The sequence below is a fragment of the Streptomyces sp. NPDC047869 genome, from assembly GCF_040704065.1.
GTDB lineage: Bacteria > Actinomycetota > Actinomycetes > Streptomycetales > Streptomycetaceae > Streptomyces.
The window spans coordinates 36270-57968 of the sequence record NZ_JBEYRK010000044.1; the positions used below are offsets into that span (position 1 = coordinate 36270).

17 protein-coding genes are annotated in these 21699 nt (G+C 72.6%); 10 read left to right on the top strand and 7 right to left on the bottom strand.

Features of this window, described 5'->3' with window-relative positions; all coding sequences use genetic code 11:
* Positions 1-295: 295 nt before the first annotated feature.
* From AB0924_RS35810 to AB0924_RS35820, 3 genes are read right to left on the bottom strand one after another with little or no spacing between them, the layout of a single operon-like run.
* A complete protein-coding gene (locus AB0924_RS35810) occupies positions 296-925 on the bottom strand; it encodes a TetR/AcrR family transcriptional regulator (protein ID WP_358931022.1) in 630 nt (209 codons plus the stop codon).
* Positions 926-972: 47 nt separating this feature from the next.
* Positions 973-3057, bottom strand: coding sequence for a YhgE/Pip domain-containing protein (locus AB0924_RS35815; RefSeq protein ID WP_366913692.1), 2085 nt, complete (start codon positions 3055-3057; stop codon positions 973-975).
* Positions 3029-3877 carry an ATP-binding cassette domain-containing protein gene (locus AB0924_RS35820; protein WP_366913693.1) on the bottom strand — a complete coding sequence of 283 codons (849 nt, stop codon included), beginning with the start codon at positions 3875-3877 and terminating at the stop codon, positions 3029-3031. The genes AB0924_RS35815 and AB0924_RS35820 overlap by 29 nt, the downstream gene beginning before the upstream one ends.
* Before the next feature lie 166 nt (positions 3878-4043).
* Here AB0924_RS35820 and AB0924_RS35825 point away from each other — a divergent pair, with 166 nt between their 5' ends.
* From AB0924_RS35825 to AB0924_RS35835, 3 genes are all read left to right on the top strand, one after another.
* Positions 4044-4607, top strand: a complete 564-nt coding sequence (locus AB0924_RS35825) for an SAV_6107 family HEPN domain-containing protein (RefSeq protein WP_366913694.1) — start codon at positions 4044-4046, stop codon at positions 4605-4607.
* Between the two features lie 180 nt (positions 4608-4787).
* On the top strand, positions 4788-5558 hold the full coding sequence (locus AB0924_RS35830) for a methyltransferase (protein WP_358931030.1): 771 nt from the start codon (positions 4788-4790) through the stop codon (positions 5556-5558).
* Between the two features lie 276 nt (positions 5559-5834).
* A complete protein-coding gene (locus AB0924_RS35835; protein ID WP_358931032.1) occupies positions 5835-6221 on the top strand; it encodes a DUF3040 domain-containing protein in 387 nt (128 codons plus the stop codon).
* A gap of 232 nt (positions 6222-6453) precedes the next feature.
* Here the strand turns inward: AB0924_RS35835 and AB0924_RS35840 are convergent, their stop codons facing one another.
* The 4 genes from AB0924_RS35840 to AB0924_RS35855 form a co-directional block, all read right to left on the bottom strand.
* Positions 6454-8844 carry a DUF3488 and transglutaminase-like domain-containing protein gene (locus AB0924_RS35840; protein ID WP_366913695.1) on the bottom strand — a complete coding sequence of 797 codons (2391 nt, stop codon included), beginning with the start codon at positions 8842-8844 and terminating at the stop codon, positions 6454-6456.
* A complete protein-coding gene (locus AB0924_RS35845; protein ID WP_366913696.1) occupies positions 8844-10202 on the bottom strand; it encodes a DUF58 domain-containing protein in 1359 nt (452 codons plus the stop codon). Before AB0924_RS35845 ends, AB0924_RS35840 begins: the two co-directional genes overlap by 1 nt.
* Complete coding sequence (locus AB0924_RS35850) at positions 10202-11218, bottom strand: MoxR family ATPase (RefSeq protein WP_358931298.1); 1017 nt, start codon at positions 11216-11218, stop codon at positions 10202-10204. The genes AB0924_RS35845 and AB0924_RS35850 overlap by 1 nt, the downstream gene beginning before the upstream one ends.
* 323 nt (positions 11219-11541) lie before the next feature.
* Positions 11542-12090 carry a carbonic anhydrase gene (locus AB0924_RS35855; protein WP_358931038.1) on the bottom strand — a complete coding sequence of 183 codons (549 nt, stop codon included), beginning with the start codon at positions 12088-12090 and terminating at the stop codon, positions 11542-11544.
* Between the two features lie 383 nt (positions 12091-12473).
* Between AB0924_RS35855 and rsmH the strand changes: the two genes are divergently transcribed.
* From rsmH to murD, 7 genes are all read left to right on the top strand, one after another.
* Positions 12474-13430, top strand: coding sequence for a 16S rRNA (cytosine(1402)-N(4))-methyltransferase RsmH (gene rsmH, locus AB0924_RS35860; RefSeq protein ID WP_358931040.1), 957 nt, complete (start codon positions 12474-12476; stop codon positions 13428-13430).
* A gap of 63 nt (positions 13431-13493) precedes the next feature.
* A complete protein-coding gene (locus AB0924_RS35865; protein ID WP_358931042.1) occupies positions 13494-14072 on the top strand; it encodes a septum formation initiator family protein in 579 nt (192 codons plus the stop codon).
* Positions 14073-14077: 5 nt separating this feature from the next.
* Positions 14078-16081, top strand: coding sequence for a penicillin-binding protein 2 (locus tag AB0924_RS35870; protein ID WP_358931044.1), 2004 nt, complete (start codon positions 14078-14080; stop codon positions 16079-16081).
* 30 nt (positions 16082-16111) lie between these two features.
* A complete protein-coding gene (locus AB0924_RS35875) occupies positions 16112-17764 on the top strand; it encodes a UDP-N-acetylmuramoyl-L-alanyl-D-glutamate--2,6-diaminopimelate ligase (RefSeq protein ID WP_358931046.1) in 1653 nt (550 codons plus the stop codon).
* 4 nt (positions 17765-17768) lie between these two features.
* Positions 17769-19175 carry a UDP-N-acetylmuramoyl-tripeptide--D-alanyl-D-alanine ligase gene (murF, locus tag AB0924_RS35880; protein WP_358931048.1) on the top strand — a complete coding sequence of 469 codons (1407 nt, stop codon included), beginning with the start codon at positions 17769-17771 and terminating at the stop codon, positions 19173-19175.
* On the top strand, positions 19175-20245 hold the full coding sequence (gene mraY / locus AB0924_RS35885) for a phospho-N-acetylmuramoyl-pentapeptide-transferase (protein WP_250404933.1): 1071 nt from the start codon (positions 19175-19177) through the stop codon (positions 20243-20245). Before murF ends, mraY begins: the two co-directional genes overlap by 1 nt.
* Complete coding sequence (murD, locus tag AB0924_RS35890; RefSeq protein WP_366913697.1) at positions 20227-21660, top strand: UDP-N-acetylmuramoyl-L-alanine--D-glutamate ligase; 1434 nt, start codon at positions 20227-20229, stop codon at positions 21658-21660. Before mraY ends, murD begins: the two co-directional genes overlap by 19 nt.
* Positions 21661-21699: the final 39 nt, after the last annotated feature.

Consider the following 21699-nt stretch of genomic DNA (forward strand, 5'->3'; position numbering starts at 1 on the left):
ATGAGTACGCGCGCGGATGGGGCGCGACCGCCGGACACGGGAGAGTGGGGGCACGGCAGGGGGCGCGGGCCCGGCACCGCCGGCACGGGGCGGCGGAACGGCGCCCGCGCCCTGGCCGCTCCTTCCGCCGATCCGTCGGCGGAAGCGAGGCACGGGGGACCCGCGGCGGACCACCACGGGGGACCATCGGGGGAGAACCGTACGGGGGCGCACGGGGGAGTACGGGAAGTACGGGGGAGTGGGAAGGCGCCGGTCCGGCAAGGGACCGGCGCCTTCTCCGTGTTCCCGGCGCGTCTCAGCCCTTCCCGCTGACCCGTCCCTGGAGCAGCCGGGACAGGGCGGCGTGGACGTCGTCCAGGGAGCGCTCCGGCTGGAACGACTTCCAGTCCAGGGCGGCCACCAGCACCATGCCGACCAGCGCGGCCGCCGTCAGCTGGACGTCGATCTCGTCGCTGAACTCACCGGCCGCCACGCCCTCGCGCAGCACCCCCTCCACGACGGCGACGGCCTCCTGCCGGACCACCATCAGCGTGGACTGCCAGGCACGGTTGGTGCGCCACAGCTCGGCCACGTAGAGCTGGGTGAAGGCCGGGTAGCGGTCGATGAAGACCAGGCCCGCGCGGACCATCGCGTCCAGCGCGTCCACCTTGCCGCCGCCCTCCGCCGCGGTCCGCTCGGCCGCCTCCCTGAGGGAGGCGGTGAGCAGGCCCACGCCGTGCCGCAGCAGCTCCTCGAAGAGGACCGACTTGCTCGCGAAGTTGTAGTACACCGTGCCCTTCGCGACCCCGGCCCGCTCGGCGATCTCGTCCACGGTGGTGGCGGAGAAGCCCTGCTCTGCGATGAGCGTGACGGCGGCCTCGTAGAGCTTCTGCCGGGTGGCCTCGCGACGCGTGCTGCCGCCGGAGGTGGCGTTGCTGCTTTCCATGGCCCCGATTGTCACAGGTACGGGCGCGTGCGGGGACGTCCCCGGGATCACAGGCTCAGTTCCGGGTGCAGCCGGTCCAGCGTCCACACCTGGCGGCGCCGGGCCGCGAGGGCGGTCAGCGCGACGGCGCCCGCGGTGAAGGCGGCCAGCACGCCGCACGCCTGCCAGACCGGGCCGAGCCCGCCGCCCGTGATCAGCCGGCGCAGGGCCTCCACGATGTAGCTCATCGGCAGGAAGGGGTGGATGGCGTTGAAGAAGCCCGGGCTGGTCTGCACGGGGTAGGTGCCGCCCGCCGAGGTGAGCTGGAGCATCAGCAGCGCCAGCACCAGGATCCGGCCCGCCGCGCCGAAGCGGGCGTTCAGCCACTGCACGATCGCCGCGAAGCACGCCGCCACCAGGAACAGGAACCCGACCGTGCCGGCCGCCCGCGCCATCCGCAGCCCGACCGCCCAGTGCAGCACGGCCATCAGCGCGGCCGTCTGCAGCACGCCCACCGCGACCACCGGCAGCCAGCCGGCCAGCGCGATCCGCCAGGCCGGCGAACCGGCCGCCAGGGCACGCCGGTTGAGCGGCGGGATCAGCATGTACGCCACCATCGCGCCGACCCACAGGGACAGCGGGATGAAGTACGGGGCGAAGCCGGTGCCGTAGTTGGGCGCCTTGTGCAGGTCGTGGGAGGCGAGCTGGACCGGGTCGGCCATCACGCCGGTGCGCCGGTCGCGGTCCTGCTTGTCGTAGTCGGGGATCTTCTTCGCGCCGTCGTGCAGGCCGCCGGCCAGCTTGCCGGAGCCGCCGACCAGCTTGTACATGCCGCCGCTGAGGGTCTGGGCGCCCGACTCGGCGGTGCCGATTCCCTTGTCGAGCTTCGCCGCCCCGGTGCCGGCGGTGCCGATTCCGGCGTGCAGCTTCTTGGCGCCGGCGGCGACCTCGGCCGCGCCGTCGTTCAGCTCGTTGATCTTCTTGACGGCGTCGTCGACGTCCTCGTACAGGTGCGGGGCGCGCGCGGCGAGGGCCTGGGCCTGCTTCTGCAGCGTGGTCAGGTTGGCCCGCATGGTCTTCAGGTCGCCGTCCTGGTCGGCGATCAGGGTGTTGAGGTCGTCGGCGACCGTGGCCACGTCGGCCGCCGCCTGCCTGGCCTTCTTCAGGTCGGGACAGGCCGGGTCGTCGATCACCGCCTTCTCGCAGCGCGCCTCGTAGACATCGTCCAGCACGGCCGAGGAGGCGTAGGCGGCCCTGGCGGCGCCCGGCGCCAGCTTCACCATGGTCGCGAGGTTGTGCCGGACGGTCTTGGCCGAGTCGGCGACCAGCCGGGCGGTGTCCCCGATGGTCTTCTCGTTGTCCTTCAGGAACGGACCGGCCTGCTTGTAGACGCCGTTGACGTCGTTCGCGAGGGTCTGGGTGCCGTCCGCGACCCGCCGGGAACCGTCCTCCAGCCTGCCGGCGCCCGAGTCGAGCTTCTTCAGCCCCTTGGCCAGCTTGCCGCTGCCGCTCTTCGCGTCCTTCAGGCCGGCCGCGAGGTCCCTGGAGCCCTTCTCGGCCTTGCCGATGCCGCCCTTGAGGCGGTCGGCGCCCTTGGCGGCGGTCACGGTCTTGCCGTGGATGTCGGAGAAGGAGATGAAGATCCGGTCCAGGAAGGTCCGGGACGCCTTGCTGGACGCGGCCGAGCGGACCTCGTTGAAGACGGTCCTGGAGATCTGGCCGACGATGTAGTTGTTCGCGTCGTTGGTGCGCACCCTGAGCGCGCTCGTCTCGGGGGAGTCGCCGGAGCTGGACGCGATCCGGCCGCTGAAGTCGGCGGGCATGGTCAGCGACAGGTAGTAGGTGCCGTCCTCGACGCCCCGGCGGGCCTCGGCGTCGCTCACCTCGTGCCACTCGAAGGTCCGGCTGTCGCGCAGCCCGGCCACGATGTCGTCGCCGGCGGTGACCTTCTTCCCGCCCGCCGTGGCGCCCTTGTCGTCGTTCACCAGGGCCACCGGGATACGGTCCAGACGGCCGTAGGGGTCCCAGAAGGACCACAGGTACAGGGCGCCGTACAGCAGGGGCAGCACGAGCAGCGCGACCAGCGCGGCACGCGGCAGCTTCCCCCGTCCGAAGCGCCTCAGCTCAAGAGCGGCCAGCCTGGGCGTGCGCATCCGCCTCCTCCTTCCGGCCGTTGTCGTCGTCGGTGTCCGGGGCGGGGTCGTCGCCCGGTTCCGGGCTGCCGTTCCCGGCCGTCCGGGTGCTGTCGCCGGCCGGTTCGGGCCCGCTGTCGCCGCCGGTCCTCCCGGCCGGCTCGGTGGAGACGGTGAGGCAGTCCGCGGGGGCGGTGCGGCACACGGTCACCACCGTCGTGCCCGCGCGCGCGAGGGAGCGCAGCAGGTCCCAGATCCCCTCGCGCTCGGCGTCCGAGAGCTTCATGTCGATGTCGTCCACGCCGAGCAGCCGCGGCCGGCCGAGCAGGGCCAGCGCGATGGACAGCCGCAGTTCCGCCGGGCGCTCCAGGTCCCGCACCGCCGTGCGGGACCCCTTGGGGAGCGTCTCCGGATCGAGTCCGGCGGCGGCCAGGGCCGCGTCGACGCGCAGCCGGGCCTCGTGCACGCGGTCCCGTCGGGGCCGCAGTACCTCCCGCAGGGAGTCGCCGAACCGGTGCTGCAGCAGGGCCCGTTCGCGCAGGTGCTCCCCGACGGTCAGGGCCGGCTCCAGGTCGGTGACACCGGCCACGTTGGCGACGGCGCCGACCCGGCGCACGGCGGCCATGTGGCGGGGGAGTTTGAAGCCGGCCACCGTGGCCACTCCCTCGGTGGACTTCATCCGTCCGGTGAGCGCGAGCAGCAGACACGTACGGCCGGAGCCGGACGGTCCCGCGATCGCGATCAGCGAGCCGGGCTCCGCGTCGAGCGTGACGTCCCGGAAGACCCACCCTCGTGGTCCCTTGAGCCCGAGGCCCTCGGCGGTCAGGTGCGCGCCGTCCACAAGCCTCCCCCTTGCCTGCTGTCTTTTTGCACTGACTGGTCAGTACAAAACTACTCCCGAACCCCTGATCGAAGCAAAGCCGCAGGTCACAACGGATTGTCAGTGCCATACGTCACGATGGGCACATACGGCATCCGTGCCGTCACCAGACGACAGGAGGTTCGTCATGGCCAACCCGTCCGCAGCCGCCGCCCACCGGCGCCGCGCCACCGGCCCTGCCCCCTCACTGACCGGCCCGGCGAGCGACGTGCACCCCGTGCTCCGCCGGGCCACGGCCCCGCCCGCCGTCCTCGACCTGCTCGCCCAGGCCCGCGCCGGACTCGAGGAGGCCGGCCGCCTGGAGACACCCAACGAGCGCTACGCGACCGCCCACCTCGCCGCCCTGCGCACCGCTGCCGCGGTGCTCGCGGCCCGGGGCCGTCCCGAGACCTCCCCGCGCCGCCGTGCGCGCATCCGCAGCGCCTGGGAGGTGCTGCCCGAGATAGCTCCCGAACTGACCGAGTGGAGCGCGCTGTTCGCCTCCGGCGCGGCCCGCCGCGCTCGGGCCGAGGCGGGCATCCAGGGCGCGGCCGGCCGACGGGACGCCGACGACCTGACACGGGACGTGGCGATGTTCATCCGCATCGTCGAGCGGATGCTGGTGCTCCAGCCCGTCCTGCCCCAGCCGCGCCACGACACCGGGGAGCCACCGGGCCCACCCGCCCGCGACGACCTCCCGGACGCGGGCTGACCTCGGCCGTCCGCCCTGCGAGACGGACAGGGCCCACCCCACCGCGATGACCGGGCACGGCGGCGGAGGCAATAGGGTGGAGGCGCCTGAAGCCTTCCTTCCTCCCGCATCCGGGCCGGGGAGGGCACCCCGTTCGCGCCGCCGGGCAACAGGCGGTGCCGCGCCGAGGAGTCAACTGCCGTGTCGGACCCGATGCGCCCCCGTTCCTCCCTCCGTACCGCAGTGGTCTGGGAGGTCCTCCAGGACGCCCTGGACCGCCGGATCAAGGCCACGGGGCGGGAATCGCTGGACGTCCTCGACACCGGGGGCGGCAGCGGCAACTTCGCCGTGCCCCTCGCCGGCCTCGGTCACCGGGTCACCGTCGTCGACCCCAGCCCCAACGCGCTGTTCGCCCTCGAACGCCGCGCCGCCGAGGCCGATGTCGCCGACCGGGTCCGGGGCGTCCAGGGCGACGCCCACGGCCTGTTCGACGTGGTCGAGCGCGGCGGCCACGACGTGGTGTTGTGCCACGGGGTCCTGGAGTACGTGGACGACCCGGCCGAGGGCGTGCGCAACGCGGTGGCCGCCCTGCGCTCCGAGGGGGTCCTCAGCCTGCTCGCCGCCGGCCTCGGCGGTGCCGTGCTCGCCCGTGCCCTGGCCGGCCACTTCAAGGAGGCCAAGCAGGCCCTGCAGGACCCCGAGGGCCGCTGGGGCACCGGGGACCCGGTGCCGCGCCGCTTCACCGCCGAGCAGCTCACCGCGCTGGTGGAGGGCGCGGGCCTGCGGGTCGGCGCCGTGCACGGCGTACGGGTCTTCGCCGACCTCGTGCCCGGCGTCCTGGTGGACACCGAGCCCGGTGCCATGGACGCCCTGCTCAAGCTGGAGGCGGCGGCGGCAGAGCTGCCCGCCTTCCACTCGGTCGCCACCCAGCTCCATGTGCTCGGTGAGACGCGGGCGGCCACCGAGGCCTGAGCGCTCCTGGTGACCCGCCGCTGATCAGGGGCTCGGCGGCGGATGGAGTACGCCACAAGCCACCCGATCGAGCGGTTTGCGCCGTATGATCGAGGTACGCCGTCCGGCATGACGGGTCGGCCGCCGGGGAATGGAAGCCTCAGCGAGCCGGGACGGCCTGGATGGATTCCGGTTGGCCAATTGGCGCAGAGGGGCGGGTTTCACGGGGGCGATTCCCTGCCTATCCTGAAGGGACCCCCCGGGTCGCCCCGGCGACTGCACGATGAGGAGGACTCCGTGCCGCTCTCGGAGCACGAGCAGCGCATGCTCGAGCAGATGGAGCGAGCGCTGTACGCCGAAGATCCCAAGTTCGCGTCGGCGCTTGAGGGAAGTGGGCTGCGGACGTACACCCGGCGGCGGGTCTACCAGGCGGTCGTGGGCTTCCTCGTGGGTATCGCGCTCCTCATGGCCGGAATGGTCGCACAGCAGATCTGGGTCAGCGTGGTGGGCTTCCTGGTGATGCTGGGCTGTGCCGTGCTTGCCGTCACCGGCTGGCGGAAGGCCCCCAAGCCGGGTGAGCAGCCCGCGGGCGCCCCGCGCCGCCAGGTACGGCAGAAGCGCTCCATGATGGACCGGATCGAACAGCGCTGGCAGCGCCGTCGCGACGAGCAGCAGGGCCACTAGCGCCCGCCGTTCGGACCGGGCCCGCACCGCGGCGAGCGACGAAGGACATCCGTGAGGGGTGACCACCAGCTGGTGGTCACCCCTCACGTGTGCCTTGGGGCCGCCGGTCCGCGGCCCCGCGGCCTCAGCCCCGCTGGCCCGACGGCCCGAAGGACATCCGTGAGGGGTGACCACCAGCCGGTGGTCACCCCTCACGTGTGCCTTGGGGCCGCCGGTCCGCGGCCCCGCGGCCTCAGCCCCGCTGGCCCGACGGCCGGCGCCACGACGGCCGGGCCGCCACCGCGCGCTCCCTGAGCGCCGTCCACCGGTCCGACGCCGCCCACAGCACCCGCACGGCCGAACGCGGCGCGAACAGCGCCCGCAGCCTCGTCCGCCGGCGCACGCCTCCGTACAGGGCGGCGACCACCTGGCGCACGTCCTCGGCGAGGCCCGCCACCGGTCGCGGCCGGGGCGCGTACAGCACCTGCTCCACCGCGTCCGCCACCCGGTTCACCGCGGCCCCGGAGGCCGCGTCGAGACGGCCCAGCCGCACGATCCTGGCCGCCGCGTTGCGCGGGGTCAGCGACTCGTCCGGGAGGATGCCGAGGTCCCAGGCGCTGTCGGTCAGCTCCTGCCAGGCCAGCAGCGCGTGGGCGCCGGCCCCCTCCGCCGTCCGCGCGTGCCCGCCCAGCCGGACGGCCCGCAGCCGGGCCCGCCACAGCAGCGGCAGGAACGGCACCGCGAGCACGGCCAGGACGCCCAGCCCGATCAGCCCGAGCCACAGCAGATCCCAGCCGCTGCCGCCACCGCCGGGACGCGCGACCGCGGCGGCCGGACTGTCGCAGGCCTCGAGCCTGCGCAACTGCGCCGAGCAGCTCTCGCTCGGCGAGGCCGCGGCCGAGGGAGCCTGGGACGCCCCGCGCGACGGCAGCGCCTCGTCCGGCTCCGACGTGCCCGGCGTGTTCGACTGGGTGTACGAAGGCACCGTGCCCCGGGTCGGGGTCGGCTCGAAGCGGGTCCAGCCCACGCCCTCGAAGTACAGCTCGGGCCAGGCATGCGCGTCCTTCAGCGACACCGAGACCGAGCCGTCCGCCTGCGGGGTGCCGGGCGCGAAGCCCACCGCGACCCGAGCCGGGATCCCCAACGTGCGGGCCATCGCGGCCATCGCGAAGGAGAAGTGGACGCAGAAGCCCTGCTTCTTCCGCAGGAAGTTCGCGATCGCGTCCGGGCCCTGGCCGACCTCCACCTCGGTGTCGTACTGGAAGCCGCCGTTCACCGCGAACCAGTCCTGGAGCTTGACCGCCTCGTCGTAGTGGCTTGACGAGCCCGCGGTGATCTCCTCGGCGGTCCTGGCCACCGCCTTCGGCAGCCTGGACGGCACCTTGGTGTACTCGTGCCGCAGGGCCGCGGGCGCCTGCGGCGCGGCTGCCAGCTCGGCGGCGGTCGGCCGCACGTCGAGGCTGCGCACCTCGTAGACCTCGCCGCGGGTGTTCTGGCCGTGGTCGCCGACGAGCGTCATGCCGACGGGCTCGTACCGCCAGTTGCCGCTGATGCTCACCCGGCTCGGCGGGTATGGCATCGGCAGCCAGTCCTGGGCGTACCAGTCGGCCGCGGTGATCCTGGTGCGCACCGTGCCGCGCTCGACGTCCGCGTCCAGGCCGGCGGGGGCCGGGAGGACGTCCGGCAGCGCGACGATGTGCCGTTGGGACGGCTTCCAGGTCGTGCCGTCGAAGTCGTCCAGGGACACGATCCGCAGATACATGTCCGACAGGTCGCCCGCCGTGGTCCGCAGCGACAGCACCTGGCGGTCGTTCTCCACGTTCAGGCTGTCGCGCAGCGACACCAGCGGGTTGACCGCGGAGATCGTGCCGCCCCTGCCGTTGCCCGCGCCGACGCCCGTCCCCGTGGCGTCCAGCAGCCCGCCCTGGATCGAGAACAGGGGAATGGCCGGCACCAGTACGGCGACACCGAGAGCCACCGCGCCGAGCCGGCGTCCGGCGCGCACCGGCGCCACCGCCCCGCTCTCCGGCGTGCCCGGGTCGCGGGCGGCGCCGCCGAAGACGCGGCCCCACTGGGCCAGCCGGTCCCGGCTCTCGGCGAGGAGCAGCATCAGATAACCGGCCGCCGCGATCAGGAAGGACAGCCAGTCGGTGCCGCTGTCGGACAGCCCGGCCGCCACCGAGTACAGCGCGAGCAGCGGCAGTCCCGCCGGGGCCGCGCTGCGGAAGGTCACCGCCAGGGTGTCGACCAGCAGACCGATCACCAGGACCCCGCCGATGAGCATCAGTTCGATGCCGTCGGTGAGCGGTGCCGGTATCGCGTAGCGGCTGACGTCGTCGGAGCCCTGCTGGAGCAGATCGCCGAAGTACCGGAACGCGTCCGGGCCGGGAACCAGCCCGCCGACCGCCTGCCGCCGGGCGAAGACCAGGGTCAGCAGCATCAGCGTGACCAGGGCCTGCGCCGCCACGGTCAGCGGCCGCGCCAGCGGCACCCGCCGGGCCGCCGCGCCCACCCCGGTCTGCACGGCGACCAGCAGGACCGTCGTGAACAGCCACGTCGGCTGGTCGACCAGGGGCAGCAGCGCGCACGCGGTCATCAGCGTGGCCGCGGCCGCGCACAGGGCCAGCCGGGCCCGCCCACTCATCACAGTGCCTCCCCGCCGACGCCGGTCAGGCCTGAGCGCTCCCGGTCCGCCTGCCGCCACAGCTCGTTCAGCGACGCCCCGCGCGGCACGCCCAGCGCCGTCCAGCCCGCCTCGCGCAGCATGCGCAGCCGCTCCTCCTGCCGGCTGCCGGGAGCCGATGCACCGGTCGTCTCCCACACCCACGCGTCCGGGTCCAGCACGAACGCCAGCGCTCCGCCGCTGCGCTGGCGCATCTTGGCGACCACCGCCGCCTGCTCCTCGTCCAGGTCGCCCAGGAACGCCACCAGCAGCCCCTCGTTCCCGCCGCGCAGCGAGTCGTACGCCCGGGACAGGCCCGTGCCGTCGGAGTGGTCGATCACCGCGAGGGTGTCCATCATCAGTCCGGCCGCGTCCGCGCTGTCCGGGCCGCTGCCGGCGAACCCGTCGGCGCCCTCCCCGGGCACCGAGGTGCCACCGTCCGTCAGCAGCCGCACCGAGAAACCCTGTTCGAGCAGGTGCGTCAGAACCGACGCGGTACCGGAGACGGCCCACTCGAACGCCGAGTCGGGGCCCGCGCCCTCGTAGCCGATCGCCCGGGTGTCCAGCAGCACCGTGCAGCGCGAGCGCCGCGGCTGCTCCTCGCGGCGCACCATCAGCTCGCCGTAGCGCGCGGTGGAGCGCCAGTGCACCCGGCGCAGGTCGTCGCCGTACCGGTAGCCGCGAGGGATCACGTCGTCCTCGCCGGCCAGGGCCAGGGACCGTCGGCGCCCGTCGCCGTACCCCTTGGCCTCGCCGCTGAACCGGACCGGTGTCAGCGGCTCGGTGCGCGGTATGACGGTCAGCGTGTCGTACGTCGAGAAGGACCGCGTCAGCTCGCACATCCCGAACGGGTCGGTCAGGCGCAGTTGCAGCGGGCCCAGCGGATAGCGGCCGCGCAGGTCGGAGCGGACCCGGTACGACACCTCGCGGCGCCCGCCCGGCTCCACCCGGTCCAGCACGAAGCGGGGCCGGGGACCGAGGACGTAGGGCACCCGGTCCTGGAGCATCAGCAGGCCGGTGGGCAGCCGGGAGACGTTGTCCATCCGCAGGTGCACGCGCGCCTCGCCGGCGGCGGGCACGCGCGCGGGGGAGAGCCGGCGGCTGCCGGCCACCCGGTAGCGCGTGCGGTACAGCACGGCCGCGCAGAGCAGGGGCAGTACCGCCAGCAGCAGGCCGACCCGCAGCAGATCGCTCTGGCCCAGCACGTACGCGCAGACCGCGGCCGCGATCCCGGCCGCGAGAAAGGAGCGCCCGCGCGTGGTGAGGCCCGCCAGGGCGGTACGGACGCCGCCCGCGTCCCCGCGGTCGGGCTCCGCCCGCCCCGTCCCCCCGGTACTCATCAAAGACCCCGAGGGGGCTGCTGGGGGTAGGCGGGCATGGTCCGGCCCAGCGAGCCGAAGCCGCCGTGCTGCTGCGGCGACGCGGGTACGGCGGTGTGCTGCAGGATCTCCAGCACCACCTGTTCGGCCGTACGCCGGTTGAGCTGGGCCTGTGCGGTGGGCAGCAGGCGGTGGGCGAGGACGGCGACGGCGAGTTCCTGCACGTCGTCCGGCAGCGCGTAGTCCCGGCCGGCGAGGGCGGCGGACGCCTTGGCGGCGCGCAGCAGATGCAGGGTCGCGCGCGGGGACGCGCCGAGCCTGAGGTCGGGATGGGTGCGCGTGGCCGAGACCAGTTCCACCGCGTACCGGCGCACGGCCTCGGAGACGTGCACCCCGCGCACGGCCTCGATCAGCTTCACGATCTCGTGCGCGTGCGCCACCGGCTGCAGGTCCTCCAGCGGGCTCACCCCGCCGTGCACGTCGAGCATCTGCAGCTCGGCCTCGACGCTCGGGTAGCCGACGGAGACCCGGGCCATGAAGCGGTCGCGCTGGGCCTCGGGCAGCGGGTAGGTGCCCTCCATCTCGACCGGGTTCTGCGTGGCCACCACCATGAACGGGCTGGGCAGTTCATAGCTCTGCCCGTCGATGGTGACCTGCCGTTCCTCCATGGACTCCAGCAGGGCCGACTGGGTCTTCGGCGAGGCGCGGTTGATCTCGTCGCCGATCACGATCTGCGCGAAGATGGCGCCCGGCTTGAACTCGAAGTCCCGGCGCTGCTGGTCCCAGATGGACACACCCGTGATGTCCGAGGGCAGCAGGTCGGGCGTGAACTGGATGCGCCGCACCGAGCAGTCGATGGACCGCGCCAGTGCCTTGGCCAGCATCGTCTTGCCCACACCGGGGACATCCTCGATCAGCAGGTGTCCCTCGGCGAGCAGTACGGTCAGCGAAAGCCGTACGACCTCGGGCTTGCCCTCGATCACACTTTCCACCGAACTGCGGACACGCTCCACAGTCGCGGTCAGATCATCCCCCACGCTCGACTGCGCTCGCGCGGGGGCACCCCCATGGCTCGCACGATCGTCATAGGTCGTCACCCGGCCCTCCTCGGCCCTTTCTTACTCGGGCCGACGCTCTGCGCTGCGAAACCGGCCCACCCCGAACACGGGCACCGCGCCGGAACGGTTCCGGGCGACGCCACACCCCGCATTCTTGCCGCCGTTACCGATTCGTGTCACTCGCCTGTGGACAACTGCCCGCACTATGTCGGTCTTGGGGCCTTTTGGACTGCCGTTCTCGCCGTGCGGCGACGGAACGCCCGCGTGATGCGGGGGTGTTCGTGATGGGCCGGTGTGCTTCGTCAGGCGGGGTCGATCTCGCGCAGGCGGCCGGTCTTGACGTCGAACACGAAACCGCGCACGTCGTCGGTGTGCAGCAGGAAGGGCGAGGTGCGCACGCGCTGCATGGACTGCCGCACGTCCTGGTCGACGTCCCGGAAGGCCTCCACCGGCCACGCGGGACGCTGGCCGACCTCCAGCTCCAGCTCGTGCCGGAAGTCCTCGGTGATGGACTCCATGCCGCATCCGGTGTGGTGGATCAGCACGACGCTGCGGGTGCCGAGCGCCCGCTGGCTGATGGTCAGGGACCGGATCACGTCGTCGGTGACGACCCCGCCCGCGTTGCGGATGGTGTGGCAGTCACCGAGCTGCAGGCCGAGGGCCTTGTGCAGGTCGAGGCGGGCGTCCATGCAGGCCACGACGGCGACGCGCAGGACGGGCCGGGCGTCCATACCGGGGTCGCTGAACTCGGCGGCGTACCGCTCGTTGGCCTCGAAGAGGCGGTCCGTGACGGTGCCGTCACCCGCTATGGTTCCATCGGCTCCGGGCTGAGCTGCTGCAGAAGTCGTCATACCCAAGACCGTACTGGTCATCCCCGCTCCGGTCCTGCTGTGCAGAGCGGACAAAGAACGCCATTGTGGCTTGTTGTGAGCGACTCCACACACAGCGCGAACCGTAATCGCGCCCGGTCGGGCGACGCGCAGGCCGGTTGATTGACCGCGCGACACGGTGGACTAAAGTGACGCGAAGCGGGAGGCGCGGCTCTCCCTGCTGGTGAATCCCCCGGAGACCCGGCCCTCACCCGGACGGTCTCCCCACGTGCGCGGCGCGTACGTACGGCTCGGCCTCCTCCCGCTCCCGGCCGGCCGACGCTTCCGGCGCCGGCGGGCCTCCCCTTCACGGAGCGGGCGGGGACCCGGCGGTGCGTACGGCCCGCCGGAAACGAGAGGCCCCCTTGAGCGAGAGTCGACACGTCCCGGTGATGCTCCAGCGGTGCCTGGACCTGCTGGCACCCGCCCTGGAGCGGCCGGGAGCGGTGGTCGTCGACTGCACCCTCGGCCTCGGCGGCCACAGCGAGGCCCTGCTGAGCCGGTTCCCCCAGGTGCGCCTGATCGGCCTCGACCGGGACAAGGAGGCGCTGCGCCTGTCGGGTGAGCGGCTGGCGCCGTACGGGGACCGGGCCACCCTCGTGCACGCGGTGTACGACGAGCTGCCCGAGGTCCTGGACCGGCTCGGCATCGCGCGCGTGCAGGGCGTCCTGTTCGACCTCGGCGTGTCCTCCATGCAGCTCGACGAGGCCGACCGCGGCTTCGCCTACGCCCAGGACGCCCCGCTCGACATGCGCATGGACCAGACGACCGGCATCAGCGCCGCCGAGGTGCTCAACACCTACCCGGCGGGCGAACTGGTGCGGATCCTGCGCGCCTACGGCGAGGAGAAGCAGGCCAAGCGGATCGTCTCGGCGATCGTTCGGGAACGCGAGAAGGAGCCGTTCAGCAACAGCGCGCGGCTCGTCGAGCTGATCCGGGACGCGCTGCCGCAGGCCGCCAAGCGCACCGGCGGCAACCCGGCCAAGCGCACCTTCCAGGCCCTGCGTATCGAGGTCAACGGAGAGCTGTCGGTCCTGGAGCGGGCGATCCCCGCGGCGGTCAAGGCCGTCGGCGTCGGCGGGCGCGTCGCCGTGCTGTCGTACCACTCGCTGGAGGACCGGCTGGTGAAACAGGTGTTCGCGGCCGGCGCCGCCACCACCGCGCCGCCCGGACTGCCCGTCGTGCCCGAGCGCTACCAGCCGCGGCTCAAGCTGCTCACGCGCGGTGCCGAACTTCCCACCGAGGAAGAGATCGCAGAGAACCGCCGGGCCGCCCCGGCCCGGCTGCGCGGCGCCGAGCGCATCAGGGAGGACGCCGAGTGAGCGAAACGGGTCGGCTGGGTTCCCGGACTCACCCGTCGGCGTACCGGAGCCACCGGAGGCCCAGTGAGTAGGAAACCCGAACTGAGGGGGAGGGCCGCCCGGCTCGCCCGGCTCTTCCCGGCCGGCCGCGCCCGCGCGGCCCGCGCCCCGTTCGTCCTGCTCGTCGTTCTGCTGCTCGGCGGCGGCCTCATCGGGCTGCTGGTGCTGAACTCCGCGCTCAGCGAAGGCTCGTTCCGGCTCGACGCCCTGCGCAAGCAGACGAAAAGCCTCACCGACGAGGAGCAGGCGCTCCAGCGGGACATCGACGGCTACTCGTCCCCCGACGCCCTCCAGCGCCGCGCCCGCGAACTCGGCATGGTCCCCGGCGGCGACCCGGCCTTCCTGGACCCCGGCGGGACCGTCAAGGGCGTACCCGGCGCCGCGAGCCCCGAGCCTGCCGCCCTCCACGGCCCGGCCGCCCCGGAGACCGTCACCCCGTCCGCCGGGCCGCCGTCCTCACCGGCGCAGACCCCCGGCACCCCGACGCCCGCCGCCACCCCGACGCCCACTCCCTCGGCCCCCGCCCCGGTGACCACCACCCCTGCGGCGGTGGCGCCGCTCTCCACCCTCCAGTCCGCCCCCACCCCGACCTCCGGCAGGTGACGGAAGTGTCCGACAGGGAACCGCCGCGCCGCCGCGTGCCCGGCCCCGCGAAGCCTTCCCCGAGTCCCCGGCCCCGTCCGGACCGGGCCGAGCCCCGCCGGGCGCGGGGCGCCGTCCGGCGGCAGCCCGGGCCCGGTGCCCGGCCGGCCCGCAGGCCGGGCGGTGCCCGGCCCATGCCCCCGCCGCCGCTCCGGCTCGGCCGGCCCAGGCCCCGGCTGCGCATGGTGGGCCTCGCCCTCACCCTGGTGATGAGCGCCTTCGTCGTGCGGCTGCTCCAGGTCCAGGCCGTCGACGCGCACGCGTACGCCGCCAAGGCCGAGCAGAACCGCTACGTCGTGCACACCCTGGCCGCCGACCGCGGCGGTATCACCGACCGCAACGGCGTGGACCTCGCCGTCAGCGAGGACGCGTACGACATCACGGCCGACCCCACGATGTTCAGCCGCAAGCAGCTGAAGATCGGCGACGGGCCCGAGCAGGCCGCCGCGCTGCTCGCGCCGATCCTCGGCCAGGACCAGGACACGATCGTCAGGAAACTGCGTCCCAGGAACGAGCTGTCCCGCTACGCCAAGCTGGCCGTGCGCCAGACCCCGCAGGTCTGGAAGCAGATCAAGGACCTGAAGGCGGCCCTCACCAAGAAGGCCGGCTCCGACGGCAAGGCGCCCAACGTGCTCGCCGGCGTCTTCGCCGACCCCAGCAGCCAGCGCGTGTACCCCAACGGCGACCTCGCCGCCGGGATACTGGGCTGGGTCAACGCCGACGGCCGGGGCGGCGGCGGCATCGAACAGGAACTCGACAAGCAGCTGTCCGGCAAGGACGGCAAGATCCGCTACGCCCAGTCCGGCGGCCGCGAGGTGCCCACCGCGGGCTCGACCGAGACCCCCGCCGTACCCGGCAGCGACGTCGAACTCACCATCGACCGCGACATCCAGTGGGCCGCCCAGAACGCCATCTCCGAGCAGGTGAAGAAGTCCAGGGCGGACCGCGGCTACGTCATCGTCCAGGACACCCGCAGCGGTCAGATCCTGGCCATGGCCAACTCGCCCGGCTTCGACCCGAACGACCTGTCGAAGGCCGACGCCGAGGCCATGGGCAACGCGGCCGTGCAGGACGCCTTCGAGCCCGGCTCGACCGCCAAGGTGATGTCCATGGCGGCCGTACTGGAGGAGAACGCGGCCACCCCGCTCACCCACGTCGTCGTCCCCAACCGGCTGCACCGGGGCGACCGGCTGTTCCAGGACGACGTCGACCACGCCACCTGGTACCTCACCCTCAACGGAGTGCTCGCCAAGTCCAGCAACATCGGCACGATCCTCGCCACCGGCCAGCTCGGCAAGTCGCAGTCCGAGGCCAACAAGGTCCTCCACTCCTATCTGCGCGACTTCGGCATCGGCCGGCCCACCGGGCTCGGCTTCCCCGGCGAGACCAAGGGCATCCTCGCCGCCCCCGGCAACTGGTCGACCTCCCAGCAGTACACGATTCCTTTCGGCCAGGGTTTCTCGCTGAGCGCCATGCAGGCCGCCTCCGTGTACTCGACGATCGCCAACGGCGGTGTCCGCGTCGAGCCGACCCTGGTGCGCGGCACCCGGGGCGCGGACGGCCGCTTCACGCCGGCTCCGCAGCCCGGGAAGTCCCGCGTGGTCAGCGCGAAGACGGCCAAGTCCGTCGCCCAGATGCTGGAGTCCGTGGTGGACGACGAGCAGGGCACCGGCATCAAGGCCCGCATCCCCGGGTACCGGGTTGCGGGCAAGACCGGCACGGCGAACCGAGTGGATCCGGCCACCGGCAGGTATCGCGGATACACCTCGTCGTTCGCCGGATTCGCACCCGCGGACAAACCGCGGATCACCGTGTACTGCGCCATCCAGAACGCCACGTCCGGCAGCTACTTCGGCGGCCAGATCTGCGGCCCCGTCTACAAGCAGGTGATGGAGTTCGCCCTGAAGACGCTGCAGGTCCCGCCGACCGGCGCGAAGGCCGCGAACCTGCCTGTCGACTACAAGCCCTGATCAGCACCTCGGAAAGACCAGGAACCACTCGTGACAACGATCACTCCCGACCCCGGGAACCAGGGCACCCAGGAGCCCTCGCTTCGCTCCGGAGCCAGTGCGCCCGGTACGCTCACCGCCGTGCCACACGCTGATCAGTCCCACATCACCCAGAAGGGCGCTTCCGTGACATATCCGGGACCGCCGCGACCGGTCCAGGTCTCCGCCACACCCCTCGCGGAGCTGGCCGATCAGCTGGGTGCCGCCGTCGAGGGCACCGCCGAGGTCACGGGCATCACCCACGACTCGCGCGCGGTCCGCCCCGGCGACCTGTACGCCGCCCTCCCGGGCGCCCGCCTGCACGGCGCCGACTTCGTCACCCAGGCCGCCGGCCTCGGTGCCGCCGCCGTGCTGACCGACCCGACGGGTGCCGAACGCGCCGCCGCGACCGGCCTGCCGGTCCTGGTCGTCGACGACCCGCGCGCGCGGATGGGCGCACTGGCGACCACGATCTACGGAGACCCGGGCCGCGACCTGCTCCAGATCGGCATCACCGGCACCTCGGGCAAGACCACCACCGCCTACCTGGTCGAGGGCGGTCTGAAGACCACCCGCACCACGGGCCTCATCGGCACCGTCGAGATGCGGGTCGGCGAGGAGCGCATCAAGTCCGAGCGCACCACCCCCGAAGCCACCGATCTGCAGGCCCTGTTCGCCGTCATGCGCGAACGCGGCGTCGAGGCCGTCGCCATGGAGGTCTCCAGCCACGCCCTGGTCCTCGGCCGGGTCGACGGCTGCATCTTCGACATCGCCGTCTTCACCAACCTCAGCCCGGAACACATGGAGTTCCACTCCGACATGGAGGACTACTTCCGGGCCAAGGCACAGCTCTTCACGCCGGAACGCAGCAAGCTCGCCGTCGTCAACACCGACGACGAGTACGGCCGCCGGCTCGCCCAGGAGGCGACCGTCCCGGTCGTCACCTTCTCGGCCGAGGGCCACCCCGACGCCGACTGGCGCGCGGAGGACGTCCAGGTCGGCCCCATGGACTCGACGTTCACCGTCCTCGGCCCCGACGGCGAGCGGGTCCAGGCCAGGTCGCCGCTGCCCGGCCCGTTCAACGTGGCGAACACCCTCGCCGCGATCGTCGCCCTCGCGGTGGCCGGCCTCGACGCGCAGGCCGCCGCCGACGGCATCGCCGCCGTGCCGGGGGTGCCCGGCCGCCTGGAGCGCGTGGACGCCGGGCAGCCCTACCTCGCGGTCGTGGACTACGCCCACAAGACCGACGCGGTCGAGTCGGTCCTCAAGGCGCTGCGCAAGGTGACCAAGGGCCGTCTGCACGTCGTCCTCGGCTGCGGCGGCGACCGTGACCAGACCAAGCGCGCCCCGATGGGCGCCGCCGCGGCCCGGCTCGCCGACACGGCCGTACTGACCTCCGACAACCCCCGCTCCGAGGACCCGCTGGCGATCCTCGCGACCATGCTCCAGGGCGCGGCCTCCGTGCCGTCCCACGAGCGCGGCGAGGTGCTCCTGTTCGAGGACCGGGCCGCCGCGATCGCCGCCACCGTCGCCCGGGCGCACGCCGGGGACACCGTGCTGGTCGCGGGCAAGGGGCACGAGCAGGGCCAGGACATCGCCGGCGTGGTCCGTCCCTTCGACGACCGCCAGGTGCTTCGCGAAGCTATCCAGAAGACCCAGGGATGAACTTGTGATCGCCCTCTCCCTCGCCGAGATCGCCGAAGTCGTCGGCGGGCAGACGCACGACATACCGGATCCGTCCGTCCAGGTCACCGGACCGGTCGTCCGGGACTCCCGAGAGGTGGTGCCGGGCAGCCTCTTCGTCGCCTTCGTCGGCGAGCGCGCCGACGGCCACGACTACGCGCGGGCGGTCGTTGAGGCCGGTGCCGCGGCCGTTCTGGCCTCCCGGCCCGTCGGTGTGCCCGCGATCGTCGTCGAGGACGTCCAGGCCGCCCTCGGCGCCCTCGCCCGCCACGTCGTACGCAGCCTCGGCGCGACCCTCGTGGCACTGACCGGCTCCGCCGGCAAGACCAGCACCAAGGACCTCATCGCGCAGGTGCTGCGGCGCAAGGCGCCGACCGTGTTCACGCCCGGCTCGCTCAACAACGAGATCGGGCTCCCGCTGACCGCGCTCAGCGCCACCGCCGAAACCCGTTTCCTCGTTCTGGAGATGGGCGCCCGCGGCATCGGGCACATCCGCTACCTCGCCGGCCTCACCCCGCCGAGGATCGGCCTGGTGCTCAACGTGGGCACCGCCCACATCGGCGAGTTCGGCGGCCGCGAGCAGATCGCCCAGGCCAAGGGCGAACTCGTGGAGGCGCTTCCGGAGGACGGCGCGGCGATCCTCAACGCCGACGACCCGCTGGTGCGGGCCATGGCCTCCCGTACCAAGGCGAAGGTGGTCCTTTTCGGAGAGTCGGCCGAAGCGGACGTACGCGCCGAGAACGTGCGACTCACGGACAGTGGACAGCCCGCCTTCAGACTTCGCACACCCTCCGGTGCAAGCGATGTGACCATGCGCCTGTACGGTGAGCATCACGTGTCGAACGCGCTCGCCGCGGCCGCCGTCGCCCATGAGCTGGGCATGTCCGCGGAAGAGATCGCCACCGCGATCTCGGAGGCGGGCTCCCTCTCCCGCTGGCGCATGGAGGTCACGGAGCGCCCGGACGGCGTGACCATCGTCAACGATGCCTACAACGCCAACCCCGAGTCCATGCGGGCCGCCCTCAGGGCGCTCGCGGCCATGGGCAAGGGGCGCCGTACGTGGGCGGTGCTCGGCAAGATGGCCGAGCTGGGGGACGAGGCGCTCGCCGAGCACGACGCCGTCGGACGGCTCGCCGTCCGGCTCAACGTCAGCAAGCTCGTCGCGGTCGGGGGGATTGAGGCCTCCTGGCTGCAACTGGGCGCATATAACGAGGGTTCGTGGGGTGAGGAGTCGGTGCACGTGTCCGACGCACAGGCGGCGGTCGACCTGTTGCGCAGCGAGTTGCGCCCGGGGGACGTCGTGCTCGTGAAGGCGTCCCGTTCGGTGGGGCTCGAGGGCGTCGCCCAGGCGCTGCTCGAGACCGGTGCCGAGGGTGAGGTTGCCGCCCGATGATGAAGCAGATCCTGTTCTCAGGAGTCATTGGCCTCTTCCTGACGCTGGTCGGCACCCCGCTGCTGATCAAGCTCCTCGCCCGCAAGGGCTACGGCCAGTACATCCGTGACGACGGCCCGCGCGAGCACGCCAGCAAGCGCGGTACGCCGACCATGGGCGGTATCGCCTTCATCCTGGCGACCATCGCCGCGTACTTCCTGAGCAAGCTCATCACCGGCTACCCCCCCACCTACTCCGGACTGCTGGTCCTCGGCCTCATGTTCGGCATGGGCCTGGTCGGCTTCCTGGACGACTACATCAAGATCGTCAAGCGGCGGTCGCTCGGTCTGCGGGCCAAGGCCAAGATGGCCGGCCAGCTCATCGTCGGCATCGGCTTCGCGGTGCTGTCGCTGATGTTCGCGGACGCGCGCGGCAACACCCCGGCGTCCACCAAGCTGTCGTTCATCACCGACTTCGGCTGGAGCATCGGCCCGGTGCTGTTCGTCGTCTGGGCGCTGTTCATGATCCTGGCGATGTCCAACGGCGTGAACCTCACGGACGGTCTGGACGGCCTCGCCACCGGCGCCTCCGTGCTCGTCTTCGGCGCCTACACGTTCATCGGCGTCTGGCAGTTCCAGGAGTCCTGCGCCAACGCGACGACGCTGACCAACCCGGGCGCCTGCTACGAGGTGCGCGACCCGCTGGACCTCGCCGTGGTCGCCTCCGCGCTGATGGGCGCCTGCCTGGGCTTCCTGTGGTGGAACACCTCGCCGGCCAAGATCTTCATGGGCGACACCGGTTCGCTCGCCCTCGGCGGTGTCCTCACCGGCCTGGCCATCCTCTCCCGCACCGAGCTGCTGGTGGCCATCATGGGCGGCCTGTTCGTCCTCATCACCATGTCGGTCGTCATCCAGGTCGGCTCCTTCCGGCTCACCGGGAAGCGCGTCTTCCGGATGGCGCCACTTCAGCACCACTTCGAACTCAAGGGCTGGTCCGAGGTCCTGGTGGTGGTCCGCTTCTGGATCATCCAAGGCATCTGTGTGATCGTCGGACTGGGCCTCTTCTACGCGGGATGGGCAGCGGACAAGTGACCTCCTCGGTGCCTTCTGAATTCCAGGGCAAGCGCGCCACCGTCGCCGGGCTCGGCGTCTCCGGCGTCCCGGCGGCCAAGGTGCTGCACGCGCGCGGTGCGATCGTCACGGTCGTCAACGACGGCGACGACGCACGCGCGCGTGAGCAGGCCGCGGAGCTGGAGGCGCTCGGCGTCACCGTGCGCCTCGGCGACGGCGCCACCCTGCCGGAAGGCACCGAGCTGATCGTCACCGCGCCCGGCTGGAAGCCGGACAAGCCGCTGTTCGCCGCCGCCGGGAAGGCCGGAGTGCCGGTCTGGGGCGACGTGGAGCTGGCCTGGCGCCTCAGGGGGCCCGACGCGGCACCCTGGCTGGCCGTGACGGGCACCAACGGCAAGACCACGACCGTGCAGATGCTCGCCTCCATCCTGGCGGCCGCGGGCCTGCGCACCGCCGCCGTGGGCAACATCGGCGTCTCCCTGCTGGACGCGGTCCTCGGCGAGGAGGAGTACGACGTCCTCGCCGTGGAACTCTCCAGCTACCAGCTCCACTGGGCGCCCTCGCTGCGCGCCCACTCCGCCGCCGTCCTCAACCTGGCTCCGGACCACCTCGACTGGCACGGCTCCATGGAGGCCTACGCGGCCGACAAGGGCCGTATCTACGAGGGCAATCGGATCGCCTGCGTCTACAACGTGGCCGACAAGCTCACCGAGGACCTGGTGCGCCAGGCGGACGTCGAAGAGGGCTGCCGGGCCGTCGGCTTCACCCTCGGTACCCCCGGTCCCTCCCAACTCGGCGTCGTGGACGGCATCCTGGTCGACCGGGCCTTCGTGGAGAACCGCCAGAAGAACGCGCAGGAGCTGGCCGAGGTCTCCGACGTCAACCCGCCGGCCCCGCACAACATCGCCAACGCCCTTGCCGCCGCCGCCCTCGCGCGCGCGTACGGCGTGCCCGCCACCGCCGTGCGCGACGGTCTGCGGGCCTTCCGCCCGGACGCCCACCGCATCGCGCACGTCGCGGACATCGACGGGGTGGCGTACGTGGACGACTCCAAGGCCACCAACACCCACGCCACGGAAGCCTCGTTGGCGTCATATGAGTCGATCGTATGGATTGCGGGCGGTCTGGCGAAGGGTGCCACCTTCGACGAGCTGGTCGCCAAGTCTGCGAAGCGGCTGCGCGGGGCCGTCCTGATCGGCGCCGATCGTGCCCTGATCCGCGAGGCCCTGGCGCGACACGCCCCGGAAGTACCCGTCGTCGACCTCGAACGGACCGACACTGGGGCGATGCTCCAGGCGGTGACGGAGGCGAAGCGGCTGGCCAGGGCCGGCGACACCGTGCTGCTGGCCCCGGCCTGCGCCTCCATGGACATGTTCACCAACTACAACCAGCGCGGCGACGCGTTCGCGGCCGCGGTCCGCGAACTCGGCGCCTGACCCGGCCGCCCGCCGGGCGGATCTTGGGAGGGACGCGTG